Source organism: Sphingomonas sp. PAMC26645 (assembly GCF_004795835.1).
Taxonomy (GTDB): Bacteria; Pseudomonadota; Alphaproteobacteria; order Sphingomonadales; family Sphingomonadaceae; genus Sphingomonas.
In genome coordinates, this window is sequence record NZ_CP039249.1 from 3154718 (window position 1) to 3180485 (window position 25768).

The window sequence follows — 25768 nt, forward strand, 5'->3', positions numbered from 1 at the left end:
GCAGGTCCTATGAACGACATGATGGCGACGCGGATGGCATGCGCGAAGGGTTTTCTCGCGGCCCTTGATCAGAGCGGGGGTTCGACCCCGGGCGCGCTGAGATCGTACGGCGTGGACGATGGCGACTACAGCGACGACGGAGAGATGTTCCGTCTCATCCACGAGATGCGCGTGCGGATCATGACCGCCCCGGCGTTTCGCGACGATCGCATCATCGCGGCGATCCTGTTCGAGGCCACGATGGATGAGGACGTAAGCGGCAAGCCGACCCCAGCATTCCTCTGGGAGGATCGGGGCATCGTTCCGTTTCTGAAGGTCGACAAGGGGCTCGAGGCGGAAGCCGACGGCGTCAGCCTGATGAAGGCGATGCCTGCTCTCGACGCGACGCTCGAGCGCGCCGTACGACTTGGGATCCATGGCACCAAGATGCGCTCCACCATACGTCTCGCATCGCGGAGCGGCATTTCTGCGATCGTAGCGCAGCAGTTCGAGGTTGCTGCTCGGATCGCAGGCCACGGCCTGATGCCGATCCTCGAACCGGAGATCCTGATCCGGAGCCCGGACAAGGCGGAGGCAGAGGACATTCTGCTGGACGAACTTCTGCGCTCGGCGGACGATCTCCCGGACGGTCGCAGGATCATGGTCAAGCTGACGCTGCCCGAGAAGGCGAACCATTACGAACGGCTGATCCGCCACGACCGCGTCGTGCGGGTCGTTGCCCTATCTGGAGGCTACGGACGCGACGAGGCTTGTAAGCGTCTGGCGGTCAACGACGGACTGATCGCGAGCTTTTCGCGCGCGCTCATAGGGGACCTGCGTCGGAGCATGAACGATTCGACGTTCGATGCTGTGCTTGCGTCCGCGATCGAGCAGATCTTTCAGGCGTCCACCGTCAAGGTCGGCTCGGCATAGGCCCGCTCCGGCTGGAATCGAAAAGTTACAGGCACTGCAAGCCCGCAGGGATCGCCTGCCTTCCCCGGCACAAGGATTCCGCATGACCGACGCAAGTATGGAAACACCGCCGCTCTCCCCGCAGGAAGGCGAGCTGCTCAATCGCTATTGGCATGCCGCCAACTATCTGTCCGTCGGTCAGATCTATCTTATGGACAATCCTCTGCTGCGCGAACCACTGCGCAAGGAGGACGTCAAACCGCGGCTGCTCGGCCATTGGGGGACCACGCCGGGCCTCAATTTCATCTACGTCCACCTGAACCGCATGATCAGGCAACGCGACCTGGACATCCTGTACATATGCGGACCCGGCCATGGCGGCCCCGGCATGGTCGCCAACACCTGGCTCGAGGGATCTTACACCGACATCTATCCGGCGATCACTCAGGACGCGTCGGGGATGAAGGAACTGTTCCGGCAGTTCTCCTTTCCGGGCGGGATCCCGAGCCATGCGGCTCCTGAGACTCCGGGTTCGATCCACGAAGGCGGCGAACTCGGCTATTCGCTCGTCCACGCCTACGGGGCCGCGTTCGACAATCCCGATCTCGTGGTCGCCTGCGTGATCGGCGATGGCGAGGCGGAGACCGGGCCCTTGGCCGCGTCTTGGCACAGCAACAAGTTCCTTAATCCACTTCACGATGGCGCGGTGCTGCCCATCCTCCATCTCAACGGCTACAAGATCGCGGGCCCGACGATCCTGGGTCGGATGGACGACGCGACGATCACCAAGCTGTTCGAAGGCTTCGGCTATGCGCCCTTGTTCGTGGAGGGCGACGAACCCGCACTGATGCATCCTCAGATGGCAGCCACGCTCGCCGAAGCGCTGGACCGCATCGCACGCATCCAGATTAACGCGCGGACGAACGGCGTGACCTCGCTGCCGAACTGGCCGATGATCGTGATGCGCAGCCCAAAGGGCTGGACCGGTCCGAAATTCGTGGACGGCAAGAAGGTCGAAGGCTTCTGGCGAGCGCATCAGGTCCCGATCGCCGAGGCGAGGGAGAACGACGCTCACCGCGAGTTGCTCGAGAACTGGATGCGGAGCTACCAGCCGGACACTTTGTTCGATCAGGACGGCAGGCTCGTAGCCGAACTCGCGGCTTTGGCGCCTAGAGGCGACAAGCGGATGGGGTCGTCCCCCTATGCAAACGGAGGACGGCTGCGCTCGGCGCTGAAGCGGCCCGACTGGCGCGATCATGCGATCGACGTGCCTGCGCCGGGCGGAACGATCGGCGAGGCGACCCGGACCTTGGGTCATTATCTCACCGATGTGTTGACCTTGAACGCCAAGACCCGGAACTTCCGGATCATGGGCCCCGACGAAACCAGCTCGAATCGTCTCGACGCGGTCTTCGACGTGACGACGCGCATGTGGATGGAGCCGGTGCTGTCATACGACGAAGGACTTGGTCGGGACGGTCGGGTGATGGAGGTGCTGTCCGAGCATCTCTGCCAGGGCTGGCTCGAGGGCTATCTCCTGACCGGCCGCCACGGCCTCTTCAACTGCTACGAGGCATTCGTCCACATCGTGGACTCGATGTTCAACCAGCATGCGAAGTGGTTGAAGAAGTCGCGCGAGCTCAACTGGCGTCGATCCATCGGATCATTCAACTATCTGCTGTCCAGCCACGTATGGCGCCAGGACCACAACGGCTTCAGCCATCAGGATCCCGGCTTCATTGACCACGTCGTCAACAAGAAGGCCGACGTGGTACGCGTCTATCTGCCTCCGGACGCGAACACGCTGTTGCGCACGATCGACCACTGCCTCGGCACGTACGACCGGATCAACGTCGTGGTGGCCGGCAAACAGCCGGCTCCGCAGTGGCTGACGGCGGACGAAGCCGAGATCCACTGCGCGGCGGGTCTGGGGATCTGGAGCTGGGCCGGTACGGACGTCGACGGTGCGGAACCCGACGTCGTCATGGCGTGCGCCGGCGACGTTCCCACGATCGAGACGCTCGCCGCCGTCGATCTGCTGCGCAGGCATCTGCCCGACCTCAGGATACGCGTCGTCAACGTCGTCGACCTGATGACCCTGCAACCGCACGAGGAGCATCCCCATGGGCTCGTCGATGCCGACTTCGATGCGATATTCACGCGGGATAGGCCGGTGATCTTCGCCTACCACGGCTACCCGTATCTCATCCATCGACTGACGTACCGACGCACGAACCATCACAACGTCCACGCCCGCGGATTCCTCGAGGAAGGCACCACCACCACGCCGTTCGACATGGTGGTGCGCAACAAGCTCGACCGTTTCCACCTGGCGATGGACGTCATCGATCGCGTGCCAGGGCTGTCGGGAACGGCAGCGCATGCCAAGCAGGCGTTCCGCGACAAGCTGATCGAGCATCACGGCTACGTGACAACTTACGGGGAGGACATGCCGGAGATCCGGGACTGGGGCTGGCCGACCGAGACCGCTGTGGAGAAGGGCGGTGACTGACGCCGGCGGATCGGCGGTCCTGGCGTTGAACGCCGGGTCGTCGAGCGTGAAGTTCGCGCTGTTCGGCTCCTCCGACCGAGCGACGTTGCCGGTCGCTACATTGAGGGGAAGCCTCACCGGCGAGGACACCGGCACGCCGCATTTCCGGGTCTCGGACGCGACGGGTGCCGTCCTCGTCGACGAACGGTGGCGGAATGACGGAACCGCTGCCTGGACGGAGCGGCTGATAGGCTGGATCGAGGAGCATCTCGGCGACGCCGCGCTGATCGGGGTAGGTCACCGCGTGGTCCATGGCGGCCGAGACTTCGTCGATCCTGTCCGGATCGACGACGAGGTCCTCCTCCGCCTCGACGCACTGACGCCCCTGGCTCCGCTGCATCAGCCCGCCAGCTTGGCACCGATCCGCCAGCTTCGCCAATCGCGCCCCGACCTGCCGCAGTTCGCGTGCTTCGACACCGCCTTCCACCATGGACTACTTCCCCCGGTCAGCCGCTACCCCCTCCCCCGTGCGCTGGAGGAGGACGGAATACGCCGCTACGGGTTCCACGGCCTTTCCTACGAGGCCATCGCGGCCAAGCTCCGGAGAGGGGGGCGATGCGCGCCGGACGAGCGCGTGATCGTCGCCCATCTTGGAAGCGGAGCGAGCCTGTGCGCCATGCGGAACCTCGCGAGCGTCGATACGACCATGGGGTTCACCGCTCTCGACGGCGTGATGATGGGTACGCGCCCCGGTACCCTGGACCCCGGCATCCTGCTGTATCTGATGCAGGCGAAGGGCTACGACGCCTCGCGGATCGAACATCTGCTGTATCATGAAAGCGGCCTGCTCGGCGTCTCCGGCATATCTTCGGACGTCGAGACGCTGCTCGCTTCGGATGCGCCGGAAGCGCGCGAGGCGCTCGATCTGTTCGCGTTCCTGATCGCCCGCCAGGCGGCAGCGCTGATGGTCACTCTTGGGGGAGTCGATCGGTTCGTGTTCACCGGTGGGGTCGGGGAGCATGCTTGGCAGATACGGCGATCGGTCATCGGATGGCTCGGCTGGACCGGTTGCGCGACCGACGAAGAGGCGAACCGATCTAACAAACCGGTCATATCGCCGGAAGGCGGAGGAATTTCGGTCGAGACAATGGAAACCGACGAGGAGGCCATCATCGCCGGACATGCCATCGCATGCCTGAACGCCTAGCGCGTTTCGCGATCGGCGCAGCGAAGTTCATCATTGACCGGACCAGCGTCCAAACCGTGCGTCAGCAGACGAACACTCGCAGGCGGTTTAGCTGCCACCTTTCGGGAAACACCCTTCGACAGACGATGACTACGATCCACGGCATGGTCTCGGGATGGCAGCACATGGCGTGGCCCCCCTCCCCTCCTTGAAGTCACCGAGGGCAACCGAGCTTCGGTTGCGCCTATCGAAACCAACGTATGATTGCAGCAGTCCGGCTCTTGCGGTCTGTAGGTCGTGGTGGCGACGACCGGACCGGGATGGAAACGTCCATGAACAAAGTGGGTGCGCAGCGAGGATACGGCGGAATTCTGAAAATACGATCACATGGTCGGATCGAAACTCGGTGACTTACGTCATCGCCTGCACACGGCCGCGATCGTGGCGAATATTCCGACAGCGGTGTTGTCGATCGATGGACTTCCCTTTGCACGGCTTAGGCTAGCATGGCTCGCGGCAGCGGCCGTCGAGGTGAGTGCAGATCGTCCGATCGCCGACCATTCATCGGTGCCGGGGATCTGCGTCTGCGTGGAGCGTACGCGGAGGGATCGGACGGCCGTGTCGACCGACCGTCCTTGTTCGGCAGCTCCTGCCACCGGTCGCGTTCCCCGTTTGGGATCCGACGCAACCCGTAGCTTCCGCAATTCGCGGTCCTACATTCGCATAGATGGAGCGGCTGTTGAACCTGGAGGACCATATCCCCGCCCTGCGTCGCTACGCGTTCGCCCTCCTGCGCGGTCGCGACGATGCGGACGACCTGGTTCAAGGCAGCCTGTTGCGGGCGATCGACGGCATGGAAAACCGGCGTGGAACGGGAGACCTCCGCCCCTGGCTGTTTTCGATCATGCACAATCTCTTCGTGAACCAATGGCGCCGTCGGCGCGTGCTCGGAGCCGTCATGGTCGATCATCCGGATGCCGATGTAGCCGTAGCGGCGGATCAGGACGCCGGTATCGAGTTGCACGACGTTCTTCGCCGCCTAGACCGACTACCAGACGACCAGCGGGCGGTGTTGCTTCTGGTAGCGGTGGAAGGTCTGGATTACGCCAGCGCGGCATCGACGCTCGGCATCCCGATCGGAACCGTCATGTCACGCCTCAGCCGGGCGCGCGACAGGCTCCGCGACGCGCCACCTTCCGATGCCAAGAGCGTTCCGGGGTGGAGGCCATGACGGAGGAGGATGACAGCGTCGGGGACGATGTTCTCCATGCCTACGTCGACGGCCTGCTGGATGCTCGATCATCGGCGCGGGTGGACCGACATCTCGCGAACAACCCGGAAGCTGCCGCTCGGGTCGGCGCCTGGCAGGCGGACACGTTCGCCCTGCGACGCGCGCTCGCCCACAAGGCAGCGGAGCCAGTCCCGGATGCGCTCTCGCCGGGAAGGCTCTCTCCTCCTCGGCGTGGTCGTCGCTCGTCCGGACAAGCCATCGCCGCTGGCATCGCAGCGGCCTTCCTGTCGGGAACCGGCGTCGGCTGGCTCGGACGGGGGCCATCGGAACCGCATGGCCTCGCCTCCCTTGGGCAGCAGGCCGCCGTAGCGCAGCGGGTGTTCGAGCATGATCCCCATGCACTTGATAGGGTGAACGGCGCTCCGGTGCTGCGCGTGGGGTTCGACGCGACCGATCGGGGCCGGGTCGTGCCGGCTCCGGATCTTCGGACGGCCGGCTACGACCTGCTGGGCGGCCGCGTGATCCCGACCAAGCAGGGATCGGCCGCGCTCTTCATCTACAGGAACCATGAGAATCAACGGATCGGCGTGATGGTTCGGTTGATGATCGGCATCGACACGGATGCAGCGATGAGACCGGTGCCCGTGGACGGGGCGACGGGATATGCCTGGTCGCGACGCGGCGTCGGGTTCAGCGTCGTATCCGGGCAGGACGAAACCAGGCTGCACGACATCGCGGAGGTCGTGCGGAAGAGAACCACGGGCGAAGGCTCATAGGTACGCCTGCAGAATATTTGCGCCGATGTGGAATAACGGCCGCGCTCGGGTGTCTGATGTCGGAGAGACAGGTTCCACCGCATCGGAGATGCCCCGCCATGACCTACGATGATCAGGAAATACCAGTAAGCATGAGCCGCCGAGCGTTCGGCTCGCTAGCTGGTTTGGCCGCTGCGGGTCTGGCCGTGCCGGGGATTGCGGGAGCCGCGCCTCTTGCGACGGCAGACAACGTGGTCCTCGTCCATGGGCTCTTCGCCGATGGATCGAGCTGGTCCGAAGTGATTCCGCTCCTTCAGGCAAGGGGTCTGAACGTCACGTCCGTGCAGAACCCCCTCACCACTCTGGAGGATGCCGTCGCGGAGACGCGCAAGGTGCTCGCCCGCCAGAATGGACTGACCGTCCTCGTAGGCCACTCCTTCTCCGGGATGATCGTTTCCGAAGCGGGGGTCGACCCGGGCGTTTCGGCCGTCGTCTATGTCGCCGCACGTGCACCGGACGCAGGAGAGGACTACGCGGCGCTTGCCAAGCGGTTTCCGACGCCGCCCGCCTCGGCCGGGATCGTCTTCGACGGTGACGAAGGGCGCCTCACCGAAGAAGCGTTCCTTCGCGATTTCGGAGGGGATCTTCCGCCAGCAAGAGCAAGGGCGCTGTACGCCGTCCAGCAGCCGTTCCACAAAGCGCTTCTGACGGGCAAGACGACGCAGGCGGCTTGGCGTTCGAAGCCCAGCTTCTACGCGGTTTCAACGGATGACCGGACGATCAACCCCGATCTGGAGCGCTACATGGCCAAACGGATGGGCGCGAAGACCATCGAACTGAAAGCGAGCCATCTTTCTCTTATTTCGCACCCCAAGGAGATCGCCAAGCTCGTTCTCGAAGCTTCCGGGCGGAAATAATTCTGTCTGTGCCGTCCAGCAGCCGATTGCGCTGCCGGACGGCACCACGGCACCTTCGCACGGATCCGCTCGCCGGCCGCAGGATCTTGCGTGCCGAGACATTCCCGAAATCGGCATTTGGATCGAACTCGCAATGAGCGCTCGATCAGGTGGAAGTGGGAGCTTCATGTTCGGACTGACACATTGCAGCCTCGCGGTATGCCAGCCGGATTAGTGATGACCATCGCTCGCAAATGGGCGCTTGCCGCCTCCAGTTCTTCCCTAGTCACGCACTCATTCATTCACGCATCGTTGGATCGCTATCGCTCCGCCCGAGGATTTCGTTAGACAACGTCCTGCGTCGGGGGGGCAGCCTTCCCCCGGTGCCGCCGCATCTTGTTGCGGCTCCCGCAGAGCTCCATCGAGCACCAGATCTTGCTGCCGTTCTTCGAGGCATCGAAGAAGGAAGCCCGGCATGCCGGGTCCCGACATAGTTTGAAGCGGGGCCATGCGCACGTCGTCATCGCCTGGATGGCGATCTGAAGAACATGCCCGACGGCGTCGCCTGGACCGGCATGCATTCGAACGCCATCCGCCGTGATTCTTGGCCTCAGCGCGTGTTGCTCGATCGCATGGTTGAGCGTGGTCATGGCCTTCGAAACATCCGCAGAAGCTGTGATGCCGTTGTTCGATGCCTCAAGCTGGCGAAGCGCCCTCTGGACCTCGCCAGCTTCCTTGAAACTCGCCTCCGCAGCATGGCTGTCGAAGCGTCGCTGCTCTGACCATTTCCGCCACGCTGCGGTCGTATCGAAGTCGCACCACAGGAAGGATTCGAGGTCGCGCAGTTCGGTCGGGGTTCCTTCGCGATGTTCGGGCATTCCTGTTCCCTTGATGTTACCGGTAAAGACATATAGGAGGTAACGCATGGCGTCTACATCGACCTTACCGTGTTAACGCGCCGTGACGCCATCGGCCTGCTCGCCGCAGCAGGGATCGCAGGTGCGGGAGAAGCAAGGAGAGCAGGCATGATCGTACCATTCGAGATACCGTTCGATCAGGACATGACGGATGATCTCCGCCGTCGACTTGCATCCGTGCGATGGAACGACGCCGTGACGACGGACTGGAGTCAGGGAACGCAGAGCAGCTTTCTTGCCGCACTAATGGGACACTGGCGGGATCACTACGACTGGCGAGATCACTCGGCAGTCCTCAACCGGCTGCCACATCGTCGCGCGACGATCGATGGGTATGGCGTACACGCTCTGCATTTTCGCGGCCAAGGTGCCCGGCCCATCCCGTTGCTGCTGATGAACGGTTGGCCTTCCAGCTTCGTCGAATATCAGCGCCTCGTGCCGCTGCTCACTGCCGGCGATCCCTCGTTCGACATCGTAATTCCGACGCACCCAGGCTTCGGCTACTCGGACAAGCCTAGTCGTCCCTACCAGATCGAGCCGGCCGAACTCTACCCGAAGCTGATGACGGCACTGGGCTACGATCGTTTCTTCGTAGCCGGTACGGATGTCGGATCGGGTGTGGCGACGCGGATCGCGCTCCTCCATCCCGACCGCGTTCTCGCTCTTCACGTTTCCGCGGTCGCGCCCAAACCCGATCGAGCCGGCGATCGACCCGCGACCGAAGCCCAAGCGGACTATGCACGTCGAGCTGCGATCTGGAGCAAGGACGAAGGCGGGTATCAGGCGATCCAGAGCTCTAAGCCACAGACGCTCTCCTACGGCCTTGCCGACTCGCCGGTCGGACTGGCGAGCTGGATCGTAGAGAAGTTTCACGGCTGGACGGACTGCGGCGGGGATCTGCTCTCGGTCTGGCCGATGGAGACGTTGATCGACAACCTGATGATCTACTGGGCGACCAACACGATCGGATCTTCGGTGCGATACTATTACGACGGCACGCGGCTTCGCCCACCGCTGAGGGCGGACGACTTCGTCCGTGCACCCACGGCAGTGGCGATGTGGCCGCAAGATCTCGCACTTGCCCCGCGCGAACTCGCCGAGCGCCTCTACAACGTCCGCCGCTACACCATCATGCCCAAGGGAGGACACTTTCCGGCTTGGGAAGCTCCTGATCTATACGCGGACGATCTTCGCTGCCACGCCATCGACAGCATAGCCTGATCGGTGGCAACGGTCGCCTCGTCTCGCCGGGCCTGCGCCGGTGCGCTTCGCCTGGGTCTCGTGTATGCCGCGCTTTATGCGGGGAACGGCATCGCGTCGCCCTACATGCCATCATGGTTCCGCGCCGTGGGCCTCAGCGGCGAACAGATCGGTCTGCTTCTTGCCGCGCCGATGCTCGCCCGCATCGTCACCGGGCCGGCGCTTGGCCTATGGGCCGACGGCTTCGCCTTGCGGCGCACGGCCGTCGTCCTTCTCCTGTTATCGGCGCTTGCCGCCTATTCGTCGATGGCGCTGCTCGATGGCTTTGCCGCGCTCGCAGTTGCGTGGTTCGTCGCGGCAACGGCGGTAAGCGCCTGTTCGCCGCTCATCGACGTGATCGTGCTTCGTCGCGCGACGTCCGAGGGCTTCGCCTATGCCACGCCGAGGGGTCTGGGGTCCGCCGCCTATGTCGCCGGCAACATCGCGGCGGGCCTGGCGCTTGCGGAGTACGGGCCGCCCGTTGCTCTGCTCGGCACGGCTGCCATGGTTGCCCTAGCCGTCGTTGCGGCGCATTTCCTCCTTCCCAGGGATCTGACGGTCGAAAATGGGCCATCGGTCGCAACGCGTGCCCGCTCGGCTGGCGCAGCAGATCAACGGCGCCCTCGCTTCCGGTCTGCTTCTGGGCCTTGCGACGCTTGGATCAGGCACGCTTTACGAGGCCATCGGAGCAGCTGGATATTTGGGCATGGCCGCGTTGTCGTTCGTCGGTCTGGCGGGCGCGCTCGCTTTGCTGAGACGATAGATCGTTGCCGGATCAGCCTGGAGAGAACCTTAGCGCTGAGGCCAGACGGTATGACACTTCGCCTTCGTCTTTCCGAGCCCCCCGCCCGGAGGCGGCGAACGACAGACCGATCATTCAACGTCGCTGCGACGAGCTTCACGTCCGTGGTTTCGTCGATGCTCATCCTGTGCGGCAGGCTGCTTCACTGTCCTTGCTACGTCTATCATGAAGCATTCCGCAACGCTGCGGGATCATACACAGGTATGGATGTGCGAGTTGCGGACCGTCGTTATTGCTCGTGCGAGCATTCGCTATCAGTCGGCGCCTGTTCGCTGAATATGCAATCACGAGGCGGGACCGCTCCCTGTTGCAAAACGCTAGAAAGGATCTGACGTGACCGTATCGTCCTATGGCGGTGGAACCCTTCCCGCGAGTGTTCGCTCGCGCATGGTCCACGGGGTTAACGGCCTCGATGTCCATATTCTCGAAGCCGGGTTCGAAAGCTCTGGCCGGCCGCTTGCGCTGCTTCTGCACGGCTTTCCGGATCTGGCCTACGGCTGGCGCCACCTGATGCCTCTTCTAGCCGATGCGGGCTATCACGTCGTGGCGCCCGACCAGCGCGGTTTCGGTCGTACGACCGGATGGTTGAACGACTACGACGCTCCGCTGGAGCCCTTCAGTCTCCTGAATGTGACACGGGACGCGCTAGGGCTGGTTTCGGCTCTGGGACATCGCCGAACGGCGATGCTGGTCGGGCACGACTTCGGCTCGCCCGTCGCAGCCTATTGTGCGGTCGCCCGACCCGATGTCTTCCCTTCGGTGGTACTGATGAGCGCGCCGTTCCCCGGACCTCCGCAGTTTCCGTTCGACACGGCGGACATCGGCGCTTCGCCTCAGCAACACAGCGCCAATGCCCGTGATCTCTCAGCCGCGTTGGCGGCGCTGAGCCCGCCCAGAATCATCTACCAACAGTATCTCAGCACCAGAGAAGCAAACCACGACCTGTCGCATCCCCCCCAAGGGCTGCGCGCGTTCCTTCGTACGTTCTTCTTCGTCAAAAGCGCGGATTGGTCTGGCAACGCGCCACATCCATTGACGGGGTCGCGCCCCGACGAATTTGCGCAGCTACCAACCTACTACATAATGGAGCGCGGCAAGACGATGCCTGAGAACGTCGCCCCCTTTCTGCCTTCCGAGACCGATATCCAGGCTTGCCGCTGGCTCACGGAACCAGAGCTCTCCGTGTATGCCGAGGAATATGGCCGCACGGGGTTCCAGGGCGGCTTGCAGACCTACCGCGTCTATGCCGATCCCAGCCTGAATGCCGAGCTGCGCCTGTTCTCGGGAAGGACGATCGATGTCCCGTCGCTCTTCATCGGCGGGAAGAGCGATTGGGGGCCCTACGTTTCGCCGGGCGCGCTTGACCTCATGGGGACGAAGGCGACGACGAGAATGCATGGCATCCAGTTGATCGACGGCGCCGGCCACTGGATTCAGCAGGAACAGCCGGCGCGGCTGAGCGCGGTCCTCCTCGACTTCGCCACGGAGGTGGCTGGCGCCGAGCACGCCAACGGTTAGTCAGGCCTGCCTGTCGTCGGTCTGGGCTATGGTGCGCCGGGGGCAGATCCTACCGATCGGCCATCGGTTCTTGTCGACCTGGACCAGGCCAGACAGGAAGCGTTGCATGCGCTTGGACGACATTGAATAACATGCCCTCCAACCTGAGCATATGCGCCGTCGCACGAAACGTCGTCTGCATCTGCCGGCAGCGGACCTCGATCGTCTACCGCAGCGGCCTTCGCACCATACCTGTGTATGATCCCGGCGAGCTGCCCGCTCAGGTAGAAGTCAGCGTCAACGACGACGCCGGAGGATTTCGATGACGCTCAGGGCACCGGACAGCGCAGAACAGACCGGCGAGACGGTCCAGATCCTACCACGCCTCCAGGCGCCTACCGGTGACGATGAGACCAACCATCGGATCGCAAACAGCCTGCAGCTCCTTTCAGCGATGGTCTCGGCCGAGGGCCACGGTATCGTCGATCCGGCAGCCCTTGCGGCGTTGGACAACACCCGGCGGCGCATCATGGCGATCGCTCGCGTACACCGCCTGCTTTGCCGAACAAGCGACGCTGCCGCCGTAAGCCTTGCGGCCTATCTCGTGGAACTCGGAACCGATCTGGACGAGACCTACGCGAGCAGCCTTACGGGACGACGCGTCTGCATCAGCACGGAGGACGTCTTCGTAGCGCCGGACGCTGCGGTCTCGGTCGGAATCATCGTCTCCGAGATAGTCACGAATGCGTGCAAATATGCATATGCGTGCGACGTCGCCGGCGAAGTCCGGATTGGTCTCAGTGCTGAAACGCCTGTCCGATGCCAAGTTGTCGTCGAGGACCGCGGATGCGGTGGCGTCCTTAACGGGCGCGTCGATACGCCGGGTCTGGGAAGCAGACTGGTGGAGATGATGGTGGCTCGCCTGGGTGGCGATTTCGTCTGGGAGGACGCATCGCCCGGCACACGGTTTGTCCTTCGAATGCCGACTCGCAGAGATGGATCAGAGGACGTCGTGTCGAATCCGTGACGAAAGACGTGGTATCAGCTCGTCCAAGCGGACCTGGCTTGGACCCCACCGAAAAAGTCATGAGGAACGACTCCGACGTCAAGGGGCCGGAAAGTCGGCTGAGCATGCTTGCGGCGATCGTGCCGGGGGTTCGGCATCTTGGCGCTGGACGCGCTCAACCCTCTCCGAGGTGCCGTCGCCGTACTTCGAACGACCGTGATCCTGATTGTCGCCCGGAGCCAAGATTGCGGCGACCGCAGGTTATCCATGCCGGGATCGCGATGATCAAAGGACCGTTGCCCGACAGGGCGTCGAACACGACACGACCACCTTCCAGAGCAATGTACTGGGTCTCCAAAGCGGCGGATGGGGCCGCAACCATATCGCCGCTCCGCTGCTTAAGCGTGCGGCCGGCGGCAGACACGCAGACGAGCTGCCATGTCTGCCGCCGGAGCGTCACCCGACGGATGCAAGATCAGGCAGGCATGGTGTTGTCGCCTACCTTGTCGATGACCTCCTGCTCCGTTTCCGCCGGCACGCGCGTTGAGATCAAGTACCGGTTGAAGAAGTTGTACCAGCACATGACCGCGATGTATTTCCGGCACGTCTCGTCCGAATAGCGGTCGCGCATCGCCTGCAAAGACGCATCGGAGACCGCCCCCGTGAGCGTCAGCTCTTCGGTCGCCGTCAGGATCAGCTTCGCCTCGTCATCGACACCGGTCACGGGGCCATCGTTCTGAATGCCTTCCTTTTCCGCCTCGGATGCATGCAGGTTATCGAGCATCCGCAGGTTCGGCCCCCAAGGATTCACGCCACCCAACAGCTTGCAGATGCGCAGGACGATGAATTCACGGATCTTGGGGTCCACGCCTTCCACACGGAACACCGCCCTTGCGAGTTCGACGATCGGCACGCCCAGCGAACCGGCACCGAGCATCATGCGGCCGTCCTTGTAGTTCTGACCCTTCTCACGGAGATAGGTCGCCGTTTCAGCGCCGATCTCTTCATCCGTCGGGAGCGGAATTGCGACCTGGAACGGGTAATCGGTTAGATGAGGCATTAGTACTCTCCTTGTGAAAGTGTCGTTTGGTGATCGGCTGCGCAACGACGATCAGGGAACGGGCGCGTCCAGCAGTGCCAAGATCTGTTCGGTCGATCCCGTCTCTCCCAGCTTCGCGAAGATGCGGATGCTGTGCCGGTGTGCGGCGGCATCGAGATCGGTGATGGCGTCGATTGCAAGGGTCACGTGGAAACCGAGCTCGTGAGCGTGGCGCGCAGTCGATTCGACGCCCATGCTGGTCGCCACGCCGGCGATGACGACCTGCTTCACGCCTTGTTGCCGCAGCCACTCGGCCAAACCGGTCTCGGTAAAGGCCCCCCACCGACTCTTCATGACGCGATAATCGTCGGCCGCCTGCTCCAGTTCGGAAACGGGATCGGCCCAGTCTGCGGAACGCACCGCTGCAATCTGCGGCGTCTCGGTGCGCCCAGGAGCGGCGCCAGCGACCGTAATGATCACGACGGGGAGGCTCTTCGACCGGAACCCAAGTGCAAGCCGTCGAGCGTTGCCGATAACCGCGTCCATCGGGTGCACCGTCGGGAGGCCACGCAATCCCTTCTGCAGATCGACGATCAGCAACGCCGCCTTGGGATCGAGTAGAGTTACCGCCATGGTCGTCTCCATGTTTACCGTTTGATCGAAGGCGCGGGACTGCAGTTCAGGAACGGATCTTCGCTAGGATGTTGACCATTCAAACGGGCAGGCAAGGTCGCCACTCTGCTTCTCAGATTGCATGAACAGGCTCCGTCTAGTCGGCATGCTTCCGCCTACCTCTTCTGGACCGTCAGTCTCTGTATTGTGGTTCTCCAAGCATCAATCGATCGTCCTGCGCCGTTCTTCGCGTCCGCTGATGCCCGATCGTGCAAAGCCGCGGGATCATACTTAGGTTTGGGTCATGTCGAAAACCGACCCCATGCCTGAAACTGCCGGTTTGCCATTGACGATTTGGGTGTCTCGTCCCGCAAGCGTCGCCTATTGATGACGAACTCTATCAAGGCGCGGTTCAAGGATGATAAAATTCGTGCCCACGCGTGCACCAGCATTGCAAATAGCCAAGTTGATCACCAAGGCCGTCGGCAGCTTGCCCTAAGGCGATGTCGGTACGCCCCAACCCGTTCCAGACATCAGCGCGGGGTTGTCATCGCCCCCCCGTCCGACACGCGCGGTACGCTTTAACTAGGTCGGGTATTCGTCGGCGGCGGGCATCGACAGCCAGCATCAAGCGGCCAGCGATGCTTCCTTTTCGACCGCAGCGCGCCCAAGTTGGGCCAGAAGCTGTTCATGCGCGAGCCAGAAGCCGTCAGGTGCTTTTTTGGCAAGGTCGATCCAGAGCGGGCCCCGCATCGTCTCTTCGGTCCAGAGGTGACATCCGCCTCCGGTCGGCGTGATGATCCACGCGTGATACGCCACCGATTCCAGGGACGTCTTGGAGTGGCCACCCCAGGCGATGCGCTTGAACGGCTCGAATTCCTGGACCGATGCCGCGACGTCCTGGCCGGCGAAGCTCGTTTCGAACTCCGTGCCGAGGCACAGCGTTTCATGTCCATTCAACAGTTCGACGTGCCTGATGCTCGGGTAAAAAGAGGGCCAGGCCTCGGTATCGACGAGAAGCGACCAGATCGTTTCAGGCGAAGCCGCGACTTCGAGTTCGTTGGTGAAGTGGATTGGGCACCGACTGGGAACCATGTCCTCGGGCCATTTGATAATTTCGAACATCGCACATCTCCGCGTTGGCGAGGGAAGGGTCGTCGCATGAGCGGCGCGGCCGCGGAGTCGCGACCGGCCGGCCTAGCGGCTTGCCGTCATTCGAACTTGACGAGATCCTGGAAGTTCAGCGGCCCCCAGGTTTTGCCGCGCGCCTGCACGAGCGTACCGCCGTCGGAAACGGTACCCAGGCTGACGGGGGCGAACCCGAGTTTCTCGATCAACTCGACCACCGGCTTCGTCGCGCCCTCGTCGTCGTCGCTCGAGAAGAAGATGACGCGTCGGCCGCCATTGACCGCGGGGTCCTTGGCGAGAACCGGTGCGGCAAGATGGTTGAAGGCCTTCACGAGCTTCGCGCCGTTGAACGCCTTGGCGACTACGACGGAAGCGGGGAGGTTGTCCATCTCCTCGGGCGTGAAGCCATAGGCGTTGGTCACATCGATAATCGTCTTGCCCGCCCAGTCGGGGGCCGCTTTGGCGACATCGCGGTGCGACCAGAACGGCACCGCGAGCAAGACGATGTCTGCCGTGATCGCGTCACTGAGCGATTTGGCAACGACCGTCGCGCCGATTTCTCTGGCTTTGTCGGCGATGGCTTCGGGCGGGCGTGTCGTTGCCACTGCCACCTCGATGCCCTTGCGCGCGAACATTCCCGCGAGCGCCTGGCCGACTTGACCGAAACCGATGATTGCATAGCTCATAAAGTATCTCCTGATCGACCCGAAATGAGAAGGGCCGGTTGAAACGGGATGCGCCGCCGCCGCGGGCCGGGAGGGAGTAGCGTTACGGGCAGGCGAGTCCGTGGCGCCGTGGAGGCACGGCCAACAAGGGGGCGACCGGTCGGTTCGAGATATCCGGAGTCCTCACGCCGCGGATCCGGGCAGGCCGCTGACGGTCGGGGCGCCCCGGTCGCGGACCGGCGTGATGTCGCGACGCTGCAACGCCCAAGCCGCAATCTCGTCCTTGCGAGCGAACCAGACTCCGGGCTTGGAGCGCGCGTAGGCGAGGAAACGATCGAGCACACGGACGCGGTTGGCATGCCCTGAGATGCGATCGTGGAGACCGATCGCCATCATCCGGCGGCGATGTGCGCCTTCCTCGTAAAGTTGGTCGAACTCGTCCTTGAGAGCCTGCTCGTAAGCGGACGGGTTCCAGCCTTCGAAGGTGTAGGACGCGATGTCGTTCATGTGCAGCGTGTAAGGAACGGTCACGAAGTCACCCCCCTTCAGCTTGATGATGAACGGCTCGTCGGCGCTGGGTTCATCGATGTGGTATTTGAAACCCAGGCTCTGGAGTATGTCGAACGTGTTCGGTGAGTTGCGGACGTAATATGCGTTCCAGCCGACAGGAGTCTGGCCGGTGGCCTTCTCGATGCTTTCGACACCGTCAGCGATGAATCGCCGCTCGGCATCGCGATCGAGCTGATAGCTGTTCTCCCAGGTGTGGCCGTGGGCCGCAGCTTCATGGCCGCGCGTGACAATCTCGCGTGCGAGATCGGGCGCCTTGTCGACCGCCTGACCGATCATGAAAGAGGAAAGCCTGACCTGGTGCTTGTCCATCAGGTCGAGGATCCTGGGAATTCCCTCATACACGCCGTACTGGAACGCCCCGTTGGTCGCCATGTCTGGAAGCCCCTTCTGCATGGGCTCCTGGAGAAAACCGGGCGCTCCTGAGATCGGTTGTCCACCGCCCTCGAACATGAGCGAGAAGCTTACCGCGAGGCGAGCGCCGTCCGGCCAGAACGTATCAGATGGGATCATTGCGGTTTCCTTCGCACAAGCGGCCGGCGAGACGGTCGGGGCGCTACGCCGCCTAACGGCACGCCGCCGCTGGTTGAGGTCGTTCAACCCGGATATGCTGGTCATGTCCGCCATGACGCCCTCCGGATTGCCATTGCCGGCATCATCGCCGCGGGCCACGCCTTGTGGAGTCGAGGTCAGATCTGGGCAAAGCCCCCGTCGATGACGAGTTCGATGCCCGTGACGAACGCGCTGTCGTCGGATGCGAGGTAGAGTGCCGCGGCCGCGATATCCTCCGCTCGACCGTTTCTCCCCAGTGGCGTGAGGGCGATCATCTTCTCGAAATAGGCGTCGCCGTCTTCTTTCGAGAGACCCGCATGCTTGGCGATCGGCGTCTCGATGTTGCCTGGACTGACCGCATTCACGCGGATCCGACGGTCCTTCAAATCCACCGTGAGCGTGCGAGCGAGCGAGCGGATCGCCGCTTTGGTCGCGGAATAGACGCTGAAGGCGGGCGCGCCCTTGTAGCCGGACACGGACGCTGTGAGGATGACGGAGGCGCCGTCGCGCAGGACCGGCAGCAGCGTCTGCACGGTAAAGAAGGTTCCCTTGAGATTGATGCCGACTGTGCGGTCGAACTCCTCTTCGGTCACTTCCCCGAACGGCGCAAAGGTAGCGACGCCCGCGTTCGCGAAGAGAATGTCGACTCTCTCGTACGCGAGCGCGATATGGTCACGAAGGGCTGCCAGGTCGGCGCTCTTGGTAGTGTCGGCACGGAACGGATCGAGGCTCGCACCACCGCCTTCCGCTGCCGCCTGCACCGCTGCGTCGTCGAGATCGACCATCAGCACGGTCGCGCCCTCCGCAGCGAAGCGCTTGGTCGCCGCCAGGCCGATGCCGCTCGCTGCTCCAGTGACAACGGCTACTTTTCCGGTCAATTTTCCCATGTCGAAGAATCCTCTTGATGGTTGAAGATCGTTATCGCTCGGACTTGCGCCGCGGTTAGACCGGTGTGCTGCTCAGATCCCCCCGGCGCTCAGCGAGATGGAGCTATCGCCGACCGGTGTCGGAAGGTGCTTTGGAGACCGGCATGGATGCCGCCAACATTGCGCGACAACGGCGTGCCGCGCCGGGATTGAGCCCAACGGACTGATCAGGCTGCCTCGGCTTCCGCCTTGAGAGCTAGCTTTTCGACCCAATCCTGATGATATTTGTATAGTCCGCCGGGGTTCTTCTCGCCTAGTAGTTCGAGGAAAAACGGGCCCTGCTGCGTCTCCTCGCTCAGAACGTGACACCCGGTTTCGGTCGGTGTGATCACCCAGCCATGATAGGCGCTTGACCCCGTCTCATCGCCGTCGACCGTGGTGGCCCAGGAGATCCGGCGGCCGGGGACGTACTCCGTGACCTCCAGGCTCATGGGATACCCAACCGTGACGCGCGTGTATCTGGTGCCGAGTGCCAGTTCGGGCTCACCGGTCAGGATCTTGACCTTGTCTTCATGGGGAAAATAGTCCGACCAGTTCTCGGCATCGACCAACAGGCTCCACACCACCTCCGGCGGGGCGTTCACATCGATATCGTTCAGCGCGTAAATTGCCGATTTATCGGGGCCGTAACGCTCAGGCCATTTTACATGATCGTACATAACATCATCCCGATCTGAAGGTTTTAGTCTGAAGACTTTGGGGTTTCTCGCCTGCGGGAATTCGCATCTGGAAAGAACAGTCGACGATCTCGTCACCCCGTTCGATGTCCATACAGGCAGCGCTTCACCGCCAGCTTATCATTGATCAACTCGCAGCATCGGCGCGGTTGCGACAGCCCAGCCTGATCGATCGTTCGAAGCCGCCACCCCGTGCCTACAAACCTGATCACCGCCTATTCCTACATGCGTACTCGACCATGGGCATCACGAAGGACGAAACGATTCACGTGGGCATGGGCCAGTTCACCGACCTGAAGGTTTGCCAGGAGCTTGGCATCCGGTCCGTCTGGATCGACCGGGACCGTGAGCCTCTCAACCCCGCTTGGCAGCCTGACGCCGTACTGAAGGATCTCTCTGGACTACCGGACCTACTGCTTCTCTCCTGAAGACGCTGGCTCGCGAATTGGTCATCGAGGAATGCCCATCGCTTTCCCCGTAAAGGAACCACGATCGAGACGGAGAGGAATTTCGCCGTGATCACCGCCCGTTTCCTGTGGCGCCGCCCAAACGGAGTGGGAGACGCAGGATAAACCGGGAATGGGGCGCTGGGCCCGCTTCATCTAACTCGCGAAATGTCGCACATGGGTGCCGTCCAGGCCGGGCTTTTCGGTCTCAGTTTCGTATCGATCGCCCTCGCCCCGGGTCCCTGCGCCGCGATCCCTACGGTCCCGAGCCCAACCCGATCGTTCAGGCCATCCACCACCGCGAGCAACCGGGCCCAAACGGATCCTCTACGCCGAAGAAGCCGCTCTAGGCAGTTGCGCTCTGCCGTGTTCTCAGCCGGCGGTGCAGGTAGTTGTCATAGAAACCTGCAATCTGAGACAAAAGCTTGAGGTCAGCAATGATAAGCGTCCCGACCCCCAGTTCCAGCGCGCCCGCCGCACGCAGCTTTCGAACCAATCGATTCACATGAACCGGCGTCATGCCCACGGCGTCAGCGAGCATAATCTGGGTGAATGGCATGACGATGCTTTCTTCAGTAGCGATTCCGATGTTCCGCATGCGGAAGCACAACTCGCACAGGAGATGAGCGACACGCTCGAGGCTCGTCCTCCGCCCCATGCTTACGATTGTCGCACGGAGTACGCCCGCGTCGACCAACTGGCTCCACCAAAATGCCTTGGCCAGACTGGGGCGGACCTCGACGAGCTCCTCCATTTGGTCACGAGGGATCGTCGCTACCTGAGCTTCGGTGATGGTACCGATGCTGTGGTCCATCTCGGCCAGAACGGCGACGTGGATATCACAGAAGTCGCCGGGCATTAGGAAGGATATGATCTGACGGCTACCGCCGGGCAGAATTTTGTAGCTGCACGCCCATCCGGACAAGATAACGAATACAGGACCCGGCCTGTCACCTTCGTGGATCAGGTCGTAATCCGCCGGGAGCTTGCGAGAACGAACACAGGCCTTCTCTAGCAAGGCTTCGTCTAATGAAGAAACCGGCGCATATCCGCGCAACTTTTCAACGAATGCGTTTGCCATCGTTGGCCTTTCCCTTCCGTCCGCATTGGCAGGAGAATTGCCGTCGATCACTCAATTACCTATTGTAATATAGCTATACGATCATCTACAAGTTGTAAACCGAACCCTGCGTGACGCGAGGCGGCGGATGAAGGAGTTGATGGCTTGGTCAGAACTCCACTCCACAGCGGCGTTGCCGCTAATCGGCGTGCAGACCGGTTTGCGCGGCTTTTCGGCAACACGCGGGATGAAACATGTGATCGACGCGTGCCAGTTGAAATGCTGGCTCCGGTCCAGAAACCTTCCTGCGAGGTCATCACGGTCGCAGGCGCCGCGCCGGGGCGGAGGGAATATCCGCAGATGGCGGCGAACCGCCTTGCCACCAGGCGGAGGGCGTTTACGGCAACCCGGGTGGCGGATTGCCTCCAGCGACATCGCGACGTGCAGATCGTCATCGCGGTGGTCGTCACCAGCGACGGTGTCGACCACCGCGATGCCCATCAGTTCGGCTTCACGCCAGGATGGCGCTCGAGACGATCACATATCTCGACGCCTCCGCCTTCCAACGCGATACGCGCATGCTTGCGAAGTCGGCCGAGAGGGGCTCGACCGGACACATTCTGGTTTGCTCGGTTCAGCCGAACCCTCATCCGGTTCGCGAGCGTCGTCGTCGGTGTACGCCTTGTGAATAGGATACGACAACATGACCCGTCTGCCCGGACGCACGTTCAACGTCGCCATTCCGAGTTCCACCGACGGAGTGATCGGACGCGGAATGGCGACTTCGTTACTGCCATCGCTGATCCTGCGTCGGCTACGTCGCGTTCAAAGTGGGATCGACGAATCCTCGTCGCGCCAAGCGCCATCATGAACAGCCGAGACCTACCGGGTCGGGACGGTCAGCACCCATCAGCTCGGGTCGAGAGGATGCCGATGGAACGGCCATCGAAGGCACAAGGGCAACCATAACATGCGATCACCAAGTGCGTTGAACATGCTGGCGGCGATGAGCCTGGCGCTGTGCATTTTCGCGTTCGATGCGTTGAGTCCGCTTCAAGGCGCGGTTGCCGTCCTTTACACGACCGTCGTCCTGATAGCGGCACGCAGCCATCTCGGCCTGCTGATCTTGGCGTCCGGCGTTGTCTGCGCGCTTCTGGCGGTCCTCGGCTACTTCGTCAGCCATTGGGGCGTCGCACAGCAAGCTCCGGCCGTGCGCCTGACGGTAAGTCTGATCGCCATCGGAATTACGACTGTCCTTTCGTATCGCAATCAAGTCGTTGCCGAACAGGGCAGTCGGTCGGATGCCCGTTACCGAAGCATCTTCGATGCTGCAGCCTTTGCTATTTGGGAATCGGATTGGTCGGCAGCGTTTGTCCTGTTGGAGGACGGGGGCGAGCCGAACGAGGAACTTCTCACGCAAGCGTTGGAGGCAGCGTTCGTCAGCGACGCCAACCTGGCTGCAGCTAAGCTGTTCGGCTTCGCGTACGAGGATGAGCTCATTGGTAGAAACATATACGACCTATACACGCCGAGCGCGGTCGCTGCTGCGGTACGAATACTCGCGGCGTTCAAACGCGGAGGACATATCGGCGAAGAGGAGGTGCGGTTCAAAACCATCACCAATGGCAGTGTCGACGTAGTCCTGCGTGTATCTCGTCCCTCGGACTCCGGCTCATGCAAGAAAGTTATCATCATGGCGCTGGACGTGACTGAAAGAAATCATGCCCGCGCTCGACTTGAAAAGTCACAGACGGAACTTCTGCATGTTTCGCGTGTGACTACTCTCGGACAGTTGGCGGCGTCGATTGCTCATGAAGTCAACCAACCTCTCTCAGCCATCATAACGTACGTCAGATCCGGCATGCGGTGGCTGGCCCGCGAAGCACCCGAGGCGGCTGAGGTGTCCGACTGCCTGAACCATATAGAGAAGAATAGTTTGCGCGCGATCGAAGTAATCGACCGCGTACTATCGCTCGCACGCAAGAATGATGGCGTGCAGGAGGGCATCGATCTCGGTGCGTTGATTGACGATACCTTGAAGTTGATGGATGCCAGCCTCAAGGCGAGCCACGTCAGCGTCCACGTCACGGCTCCGCTGGAGCTTCCTGCAGTGACCGGAGACCGGATACAGTTTCAGCAGGTTCTCATGAACCTTATCCTGAACGCAACTCAGGCAATGAGCGAGGCGCTCGAAGGGCAGCGTAGTCTTTGTCTGGATATCGAAATTGAAGGCGACGATCTCGTTATGGAGGTAAGTGACTGTGGCACAGGAATCGCGGGGGATCTCGAAGAATTGTTCAACCCGTTCTTCACGACGAAACCCGACGGAATCGGGATGGGACTTTCGATATGCCGGGCCATTGTCGAACGCCACGGAGGTCATTTGTCAGCAAAAAACAACAATCGGGGCGGTGCAACATTCGTTCTTCGCCTGCCTGCTTCACCCGCTGAACACCGGGTGTTCGCATGAGCGAGCGAAGCGAAGATGTCCCGGTTCGCATTGTCGCCGGAGATGCGGGTGAGTTCACCGAACTCACCCGGATGCGCGATCAGGGAGCGACGCTGTGACGATCGCAGAGGGACAGGATTGCTGCGTCTGTGTCGTCGACGACGACGTGGAGATCCTGGGATCGATCGGAAGCCTGTTCAGGTCCGTCGGCGTTCAGGTAGCGTTGTTCGATAGCACCGACGCCTTTTTGCGAGCGGCGCCGCCTACTATGCCGTCCTGTCTCGTACTGGATGTCAGACTGCGTGGCGAGAACGGTCTCGACTTCCAGGAGCGCCTCGCTCGCGACGGCATACACATTCCCGTCATACTAATCACAGGCCATGGCGACATTCCGATGACTGTCCGTGGAATGCGAGCCGGCGCGATAGACTTTCTCGTGAAGCCCTTTTCCGACGAACAGGTTTTGGCGTCCGTCGCGGTTGCGATCGAGGCGGACCGTACGCGCCGTGCGGCGGACGAAAGAGCGGCGATAGTCGCGAGCAAATTCGACTCTCTTACGCCGCGGGAACAGGAGGTGATGGCATTCGTGGTTACCGGTCTGATGAACAAGCAGATTGCCGCGCGGATGAACCTGTCGGTGATCACCGTGAAGATTCATCGTGGAAACATGATGCGCAAGATGGACGCGCAGTCGTTCGCCGATCTCGTCAGGATGGGTGAGCAGCTGGGCGTTCGGGACGCAAGCATCCGTCGATATGGAGATCAAGCGTGATGCGGATCTTCATTCCGTCTGGCCGTCCCTCCCGAGGTCTCATCTGCGAACGAGAGCGCCGCAGCGTCGGCTTCGATGCCGGCCATGGCGCACATGCTCGGGAACGACGCGGACGACGAAGTTCGGCATCGCCAGAGGCGGAGCGAACTTTGTTGTCCGCGTTGCGTACCCCCCCTCTTTCTTCCGTGCCCCCATCTCAAGGTGCAGGCGCGAGCGGTGCGCATTCTCTGCCGCGATCGAAGGCGTACACATGAAGCCTGGAATGAAGTTCCGCTCGATCGCGCTATTCCGGCAGCTTGGTCCGGGCCTCGTCACCGGTGCGGCCGACGATGATCCCAGCGGCATCGCCACCTACTCGCAGGCGGGAGCGCAGTTCGGCTTCCAGCTTCTATGGACGATGGTGCTGACCTATCCGCTGATGGTCGCCATCCAGCTCGTGGCCGCTCGTATCGGGCGGGTGACCGGCAATGGGCTAGCCAGGAACATGCGTGAGATCATGCCGCGATGGCTAGTGATCGCTCTCGTCGGGATCCTTTTCGTCGCGAACACGATCAATATCGGAGCCGACATCGCCGCGATGGGCGACGCTGCGGAACTAATGGTCGGCTCGGGCGGGCATGCCTTCACGATCATGTTCGCGGTGGGATCCCTGCTGCTCCAGCTTTTCGTCCCGTATCGTCGCTATTCCAGCTTGCTCAAATGGCTCACGCTCGTGCTGCTCAGCTATCTGGCGGTTCTGCTTACGGTGAAGATCGACTGGGTCGCGGCGTTGCACGGACTCGTAGTGCCTACCATCCCGAGCAAGACCGCCGTCGTGACGATCGTGGCGATCTTCGGCACTACGATCAGCCCCTATCTGTTTTTCTGGCAAAGCGCGCAGGAGGTCGAGGCGATAAACAACGATCCCGATCAGACCTGTCTGAGAGACTCGCCCCAATATGCGAAGGCACAGTTCTCGCGCCTGCGCATCGATACTCTCGCCGGCATGGCGATATCGAACGTCGTGGCCATCGCCATCGTGATAGGCACCGCTACGACTCTGAACCAAGGCTCCGGAACGCAGATAGACTCCGCTGCCGATGCCGCCAAGGCGCTTGCACCCGTCGCCGGGCGTTTCGCATCCGTGATATTCAGCCTAGGGATCATCGGCACCGGACTGCTGGCGGTTCCGGTACTCGCGGGCTCTACCGGCTACGCGGTCGGCGAGGCGCATGGCTGGAAGACGGGGCTCGAGAACAAGCCGCTCCAGGCGATCGGGTTCTATTCGGTCATCGCGGTTTCGACGCTGCTGGGGATCGGCATCGACTGGTCGCCGCTCGATCCCTTCAAGGCCCTGTTCTGGAGCGCGGTCCTCAACGGTGTCGCGGCGGTGCCGTTGATGGCGGCGATGATGATGGTCGTCACGCGTCGTCAGCTGATGGGCGGGTTCATCGCAGGCAGATCCCTGTTCGCGCTCGGCTGGACGGCAACCGCAGTCATGGGCGTTGCGGCAGTGGCTATCGCTTTGGCGTAGGACGACGGTTGCACTACGGTCGCAAGATGGGCTGAGATGGAGAAGAGCCATCAGTGCCTCGTTCGCTTATCGAATCCAGGATCAGGCTTAGAAGGCCGTCCGGACTCAACGGCTTCTTCAGAAACGCCACGGCGCCGCCGGCAAGCGCCTGATCGCGTGCGACCTGGGTCGGGTAGGCCGTCATGAAGATCGTGGGACGGGTGTATCCGCGACGGTTCATCTCGTCCTGGAGCTGAAGGCCTGACATCCCCGGCATGTGCACATCAGTCACGATGCAACTGACCTCTGCCAGTTTCTCGGCCGCGAGAAGATCCTCGGCGCGCTTGAACTTTAGGCCGACCATGCCCGCGGATCGGACCAGGCTGTCCAGACTCCCTCTGACTCCGGGATCGTTGTCGACGATCGCTATGATGGGCAGGTCGGTCAGTTCATACTCCCGGTCGCCTCACGC

26 protein-coding genes are annotated in these 25768 nt (G+C 62.2%); 14 read left to right on the plus strand and 12 right to left on the minus strand.

Translation table 11 applies throughout. The annotated features are described in order from the left end of the window. Positions 1-9 precede the first annotated feature (9 nt). From E5673_RS14515 to E5673_RS14540, 6 genes are all read left to right on the plus strand, one after another. The gene (locus E5673_RS14515; protein WP_136190560.1) at positions 10-912 is read left to right on the plus strand and encodes a fructose bisphosphate aldolase; all 903 of its coding nucleotides are present in this window, start codon (positions 10-12) and stop codon (positions 910-912) included. An 82-nt stretch (positions 913-994) separates the two neighbouring features. Continuing rightward, positions 995-3403, plus strand: a complete 2409-nt coding sequence (locus tag E5673_RS14520; protein ID WP_210731749.1) for a phosphoketolase family protein — start codon at positions 995-997, stop codon at positions 3401-3403. Further along, complete coding sequence (locus tag E5673_RS14525; RefSeq protein ID WP_210731750.1) at positions 3396-4589, plus strand: acetate/propionate family kinase; 1194 nt, start codon at positions 3396-3398, stop codon at positions 4587-4589. Before E5673_RS14520 ends, E5673_RS14525 begins: the two co-directional genes overlap by 8 nt. A 706-nt stretch (positions 4590-5295) precedes the next feature. Next, positions 5296-5799 carry a sigma-70 family RNA polymerase sigma factor gene (locus E5673_RS14530; RefSeq protein ID WP_136190561.1) on the plus strand — a complete coding sequence of 168 codons (504 nt, stop codon included), beginning with the start codon at positions 5296-5298 and terminating at the stop codon, positions 5797-5799. Further along, positions 5796-6575 carry a zf-HC2 domain-containing protein gene (locus E5673_RS14535; RefSeq protein WP_136190562.1) on the plus strand — a complete coding sequence of 260 codons (780 nt, stop codon included), beginning with the start codon at positions 5796-5798 and terminating at the stop codon, positions 6573-6575. The genes E5673_RS14530 and E5673_RS14535 overlap by 4 nt, the downstream gene beginning before the upstream one ends. 98 nt (positions 6576-6673) lie before the next feature. Continuing rightward, the gene (locus tag E5673_RS14540) at positions 6674-7471 is read left to right on the plus strand and encodes an alpha/beta hydrolase (protein ID WP_136190563.1); all 798 of its coding nucleotides are present in this window, start codon (positions 6674-6676) and stop codon (positions 7469-7471) included. A gap of 323 nt (positions 7472-7794) precedes the next feature. Here the strand turns inward: E5673_RS14540 and E5673_RS14545 are convergent, their stop codons facing one another. Continuing rightward, positions 7795-8376 (minus strand): CGNR zinc finger domain-containing protein, encoded by a 582-nt coding sequence (locus E5673_RS14545; protein ID WP_136190564.1) that lies wholly within the window; start codon positions 8374-8376, stop codon positions 7795-7797. A 99-nt stretch (positions 8377-8475) separates the two neighbouring features. Here E5673_RS14545 and E5673_RS14550 point away from each other — a divergent pair, with 99 nt between their 5' ends. The 4 genes from E5673_RS14550 to E5673_RS14565 all read left to right on the plus strand — a co-directional run bounded on the left by E5673_RS14550 (position 8476) and on the right by E5673_RS14565 (position 12932). Further along, positions 8476-9588, plus strand: a complete 1113-nt coding sequence (locus E5673_RS14550) for an epoxide hydrolase family protein (RefSeq protein ID WP_136190565.1) — start codon at positions 8476-8478, stop codon at positions 9586-9588. 3 nt (positions 9589-9591) lie between these two features. Continuing rightward, positions 9592-10740 (plus strand): MFS transporter, encoded by a 1149-nt coding sequence (locus E5673_RS14555; protein WP_136190566.1) that lies wholly within the window; start codon positions 9592-9594, stop codon positions 10738-10740. Position 10741: 1 nt separating this feature from the next. Beyond that, positions 10742-11926, plus strand: a complete 1185-nt coding sequence (locus E5673_RS14560) for an alpha/beta hydrolase (protein WP_210731751.1) — start codon at positions 10742-10744, stop codon at positions 11924-11926. A 301-nt stretch (positions 11927-12227) separates the two neighbouring features. Further along, positions 12228-12932 (plus strand): sensor histidine kinase, encoded by a 705-nt coding sequence (locus E5673_RS14565; protein WP_136190567.1) that lies wholly within the window; start codon positions 12228-12230, stop codon positions 12930-12932. A 454-nt stretch (positions 12933-13386) separates the two neighbouring features. On the opposite strand, the gene E5673_RS14570 is transcribed toward E5673_RS14565, so the two are convergent. From E5673_RS14570 to E5673_RS14600, 7 genes are all read right to left on the minus strand, one after another. After that, complete coding sequence (locus tag E5673_RS14570) at positions 13387-13851, minus strand: hypothetical protein (RefSeq protein WP_168711643.1); 465 nt, start codon at positions 13849-13851, stop codon at positions 13387-13389. Between the two features lie 171 nt (positions 13852-14022). Beyond that, positions 14023-14595 (minus strand): isochorismatase family cysteine hydrolase, encoded by a 573-nt coding sequence (locus E5673_RS14575; protein ID WP_247599406.1) that lies wholly within the window; start codon positions 14593-14595, stop codon positions 14023-14025. Positions 14596-15189: 594 nt separating this feature from the next. Beyond that, complete coding sequence (locus E5673_RS14580) at positions 15190-15687, minus strand: SRPBCC domain-containing protein (RefSeq protein WP_136190570.1); 498 nt, start codon at positions 15685-15687, stop codon at positions 15190-15192. An 86-nt stretch (positions 15688-15773) separates the two neighbouring features. Continuing rightward, a complete protein-coding gene (locus tag E5673_RS14585) occupies positions 15774-16376 on the minus strand; it encodes an NAD(P)-binding domain-containing protein (RefSeq protein WP_136190571.1) in 603 nt (200 codons plus the stop codon). A 162-nt stretch (positions 16377-16538) separates the two neighbouring features. Next, a complete protein-coding gene (locus E5673_RS14590) occupies positions 16539-17594 on the minus strand; it encodes a polysaccharide deacetylase family protein (protein ID WP_210731752.1) in 1056 nt (351 codons plus the stop codon). Between the two features lie 17 nt (positions 17595-17611). Beyond that, entirely contained in the window at positions 17612-18361 is a 750-nt protein-coding gene (locus E5673_RS14595; protein ID WP_136190572.1) for an SDR family oxidoreductase, read from the minus strand. Positions 18362-18567: 206 nt separating this feature from the next. Next, positions 18568-19059, minus strand: a complete 492-nt coding sequence (locus E5673_RS14600) for an SRPBCC domain-containing protein (protein WP_136190573.1) — start codon at positions 19057-19059, stop codon at positions 18568-18570. Positions 19060-19163: 104 nt separating this feature from the next. Here E5673_RS14600 and E5673_RS14605 point away from each other — a divergent pair, with 104 nt between their 5' ends. Further along, positions 19164-19505, plus strand: a complete 342-nt coding sequence (locus E5673_RS14605; RefSeq protein ID WP_136190574.1) for an HAD family hydrolase — start codon at positions 19164-19166, stop codon at positions 19503-19505. 170 nt (positions 19506-19675) lie between these two features. Here E5673_RS14605 and E5673_RS14610 read toward each other — a convergent pair whose 3' ends face one another. The 3 genes from E5673_RS14610 to E5673_RS14620 form a co-directional block, all read right to left on the minus strand. After that, positions 19676-19822 carry a DUF4113 domain-containing protein gene (locus E5673_RS14610; protein WP_136191536.1) on the minus strand — a complete coding sequence of 49 codons (147 nt, stop codon included), beginning with the start codon at positions 19820-19822 and terminating at the stop codon, positions 19676-19678. A gap of 47 nt (positions 19823-19869) precedes the next feature. Next, the gene (locus E5673_RS14615; RefSeq protein ID WP_136190575.1) at positions 19870-20604 is read right to left on the minus strand and encodes a Crp/Fnr family transcriptional regulator; all 735 of its coding nucleotides are present in this window, start codon (positions 20602-20604) and stop codon (positions 19870-19872) included. Positions 20605-20685: 81 nt separating this feature from the next. Then, positions 20686-21084, minus strand: a complete 399-nt coding sequence (locus tag E5673_RS14620) for a hypothetical protein (RefSeq protein WP_136190576.1) — start codon at positions 21082-21084, stop codon at positions 20686-20688. A 493-nt stretch (positions 21085-21577) separates the two neighbouring features. Here E5673_RS14620 and E5673_RS14625 point away from each other — a divergent pair, with 493 nt between their 5' ends. The 3 genes from E5673_RS14625 (at position 21578) to E5673_RS14635 (ending at position 25317) form a co-directional block, all read left to right on the plus strand. Continuing rightward, positions 21578-23053, plus strand: coding sequence for an ATP-binding protein (locus E5673_RS14625; protein WP_247599688.1), 1476 nt, complete (start codon positions 21578-21580; stop codon positions 23051-23053). Positions 23054-23147: 94 nt separating this feature from the next. Beyond that, on the plus strand, positions 23148-23804 hold the full coding sequence (locus E5673_RS14630) for a response regulator (protein WP_136190578.1): 657 nt from the start codon (positions 23148-23150) through the stop codon (positions 23802-23804). A 250-nt stretch (positions 23805-24054) separates the two neighbouring features. Continuing rightward, complete coding sequence (locus tag E5673_RS14635; RefSeq protein ID WP_136190579.1) at positions 24055-25317, plus strand: divalent metal cation transporter; 1263 nt, start codon at positions 24055-24057, stop codon at positions 25315-25317. A gap of 13 nt (positions 25318-25330) precedes the next feature. Here E5673_RS14635 and E5673_RS14640 read toward each other — a convergent pair whose 3' ends face one another. Continuing rightward, positions 25331-25744, minus strand: a complete 414-nt coding sequence (locus E5673_RS14640) for a response regulator (protein ID WP_136190580.1) — start codon at positions 25742-25744, stop codon at positions 25331-25333. Positions 25745-25768 lie beyond the last annotated feature (24 nt).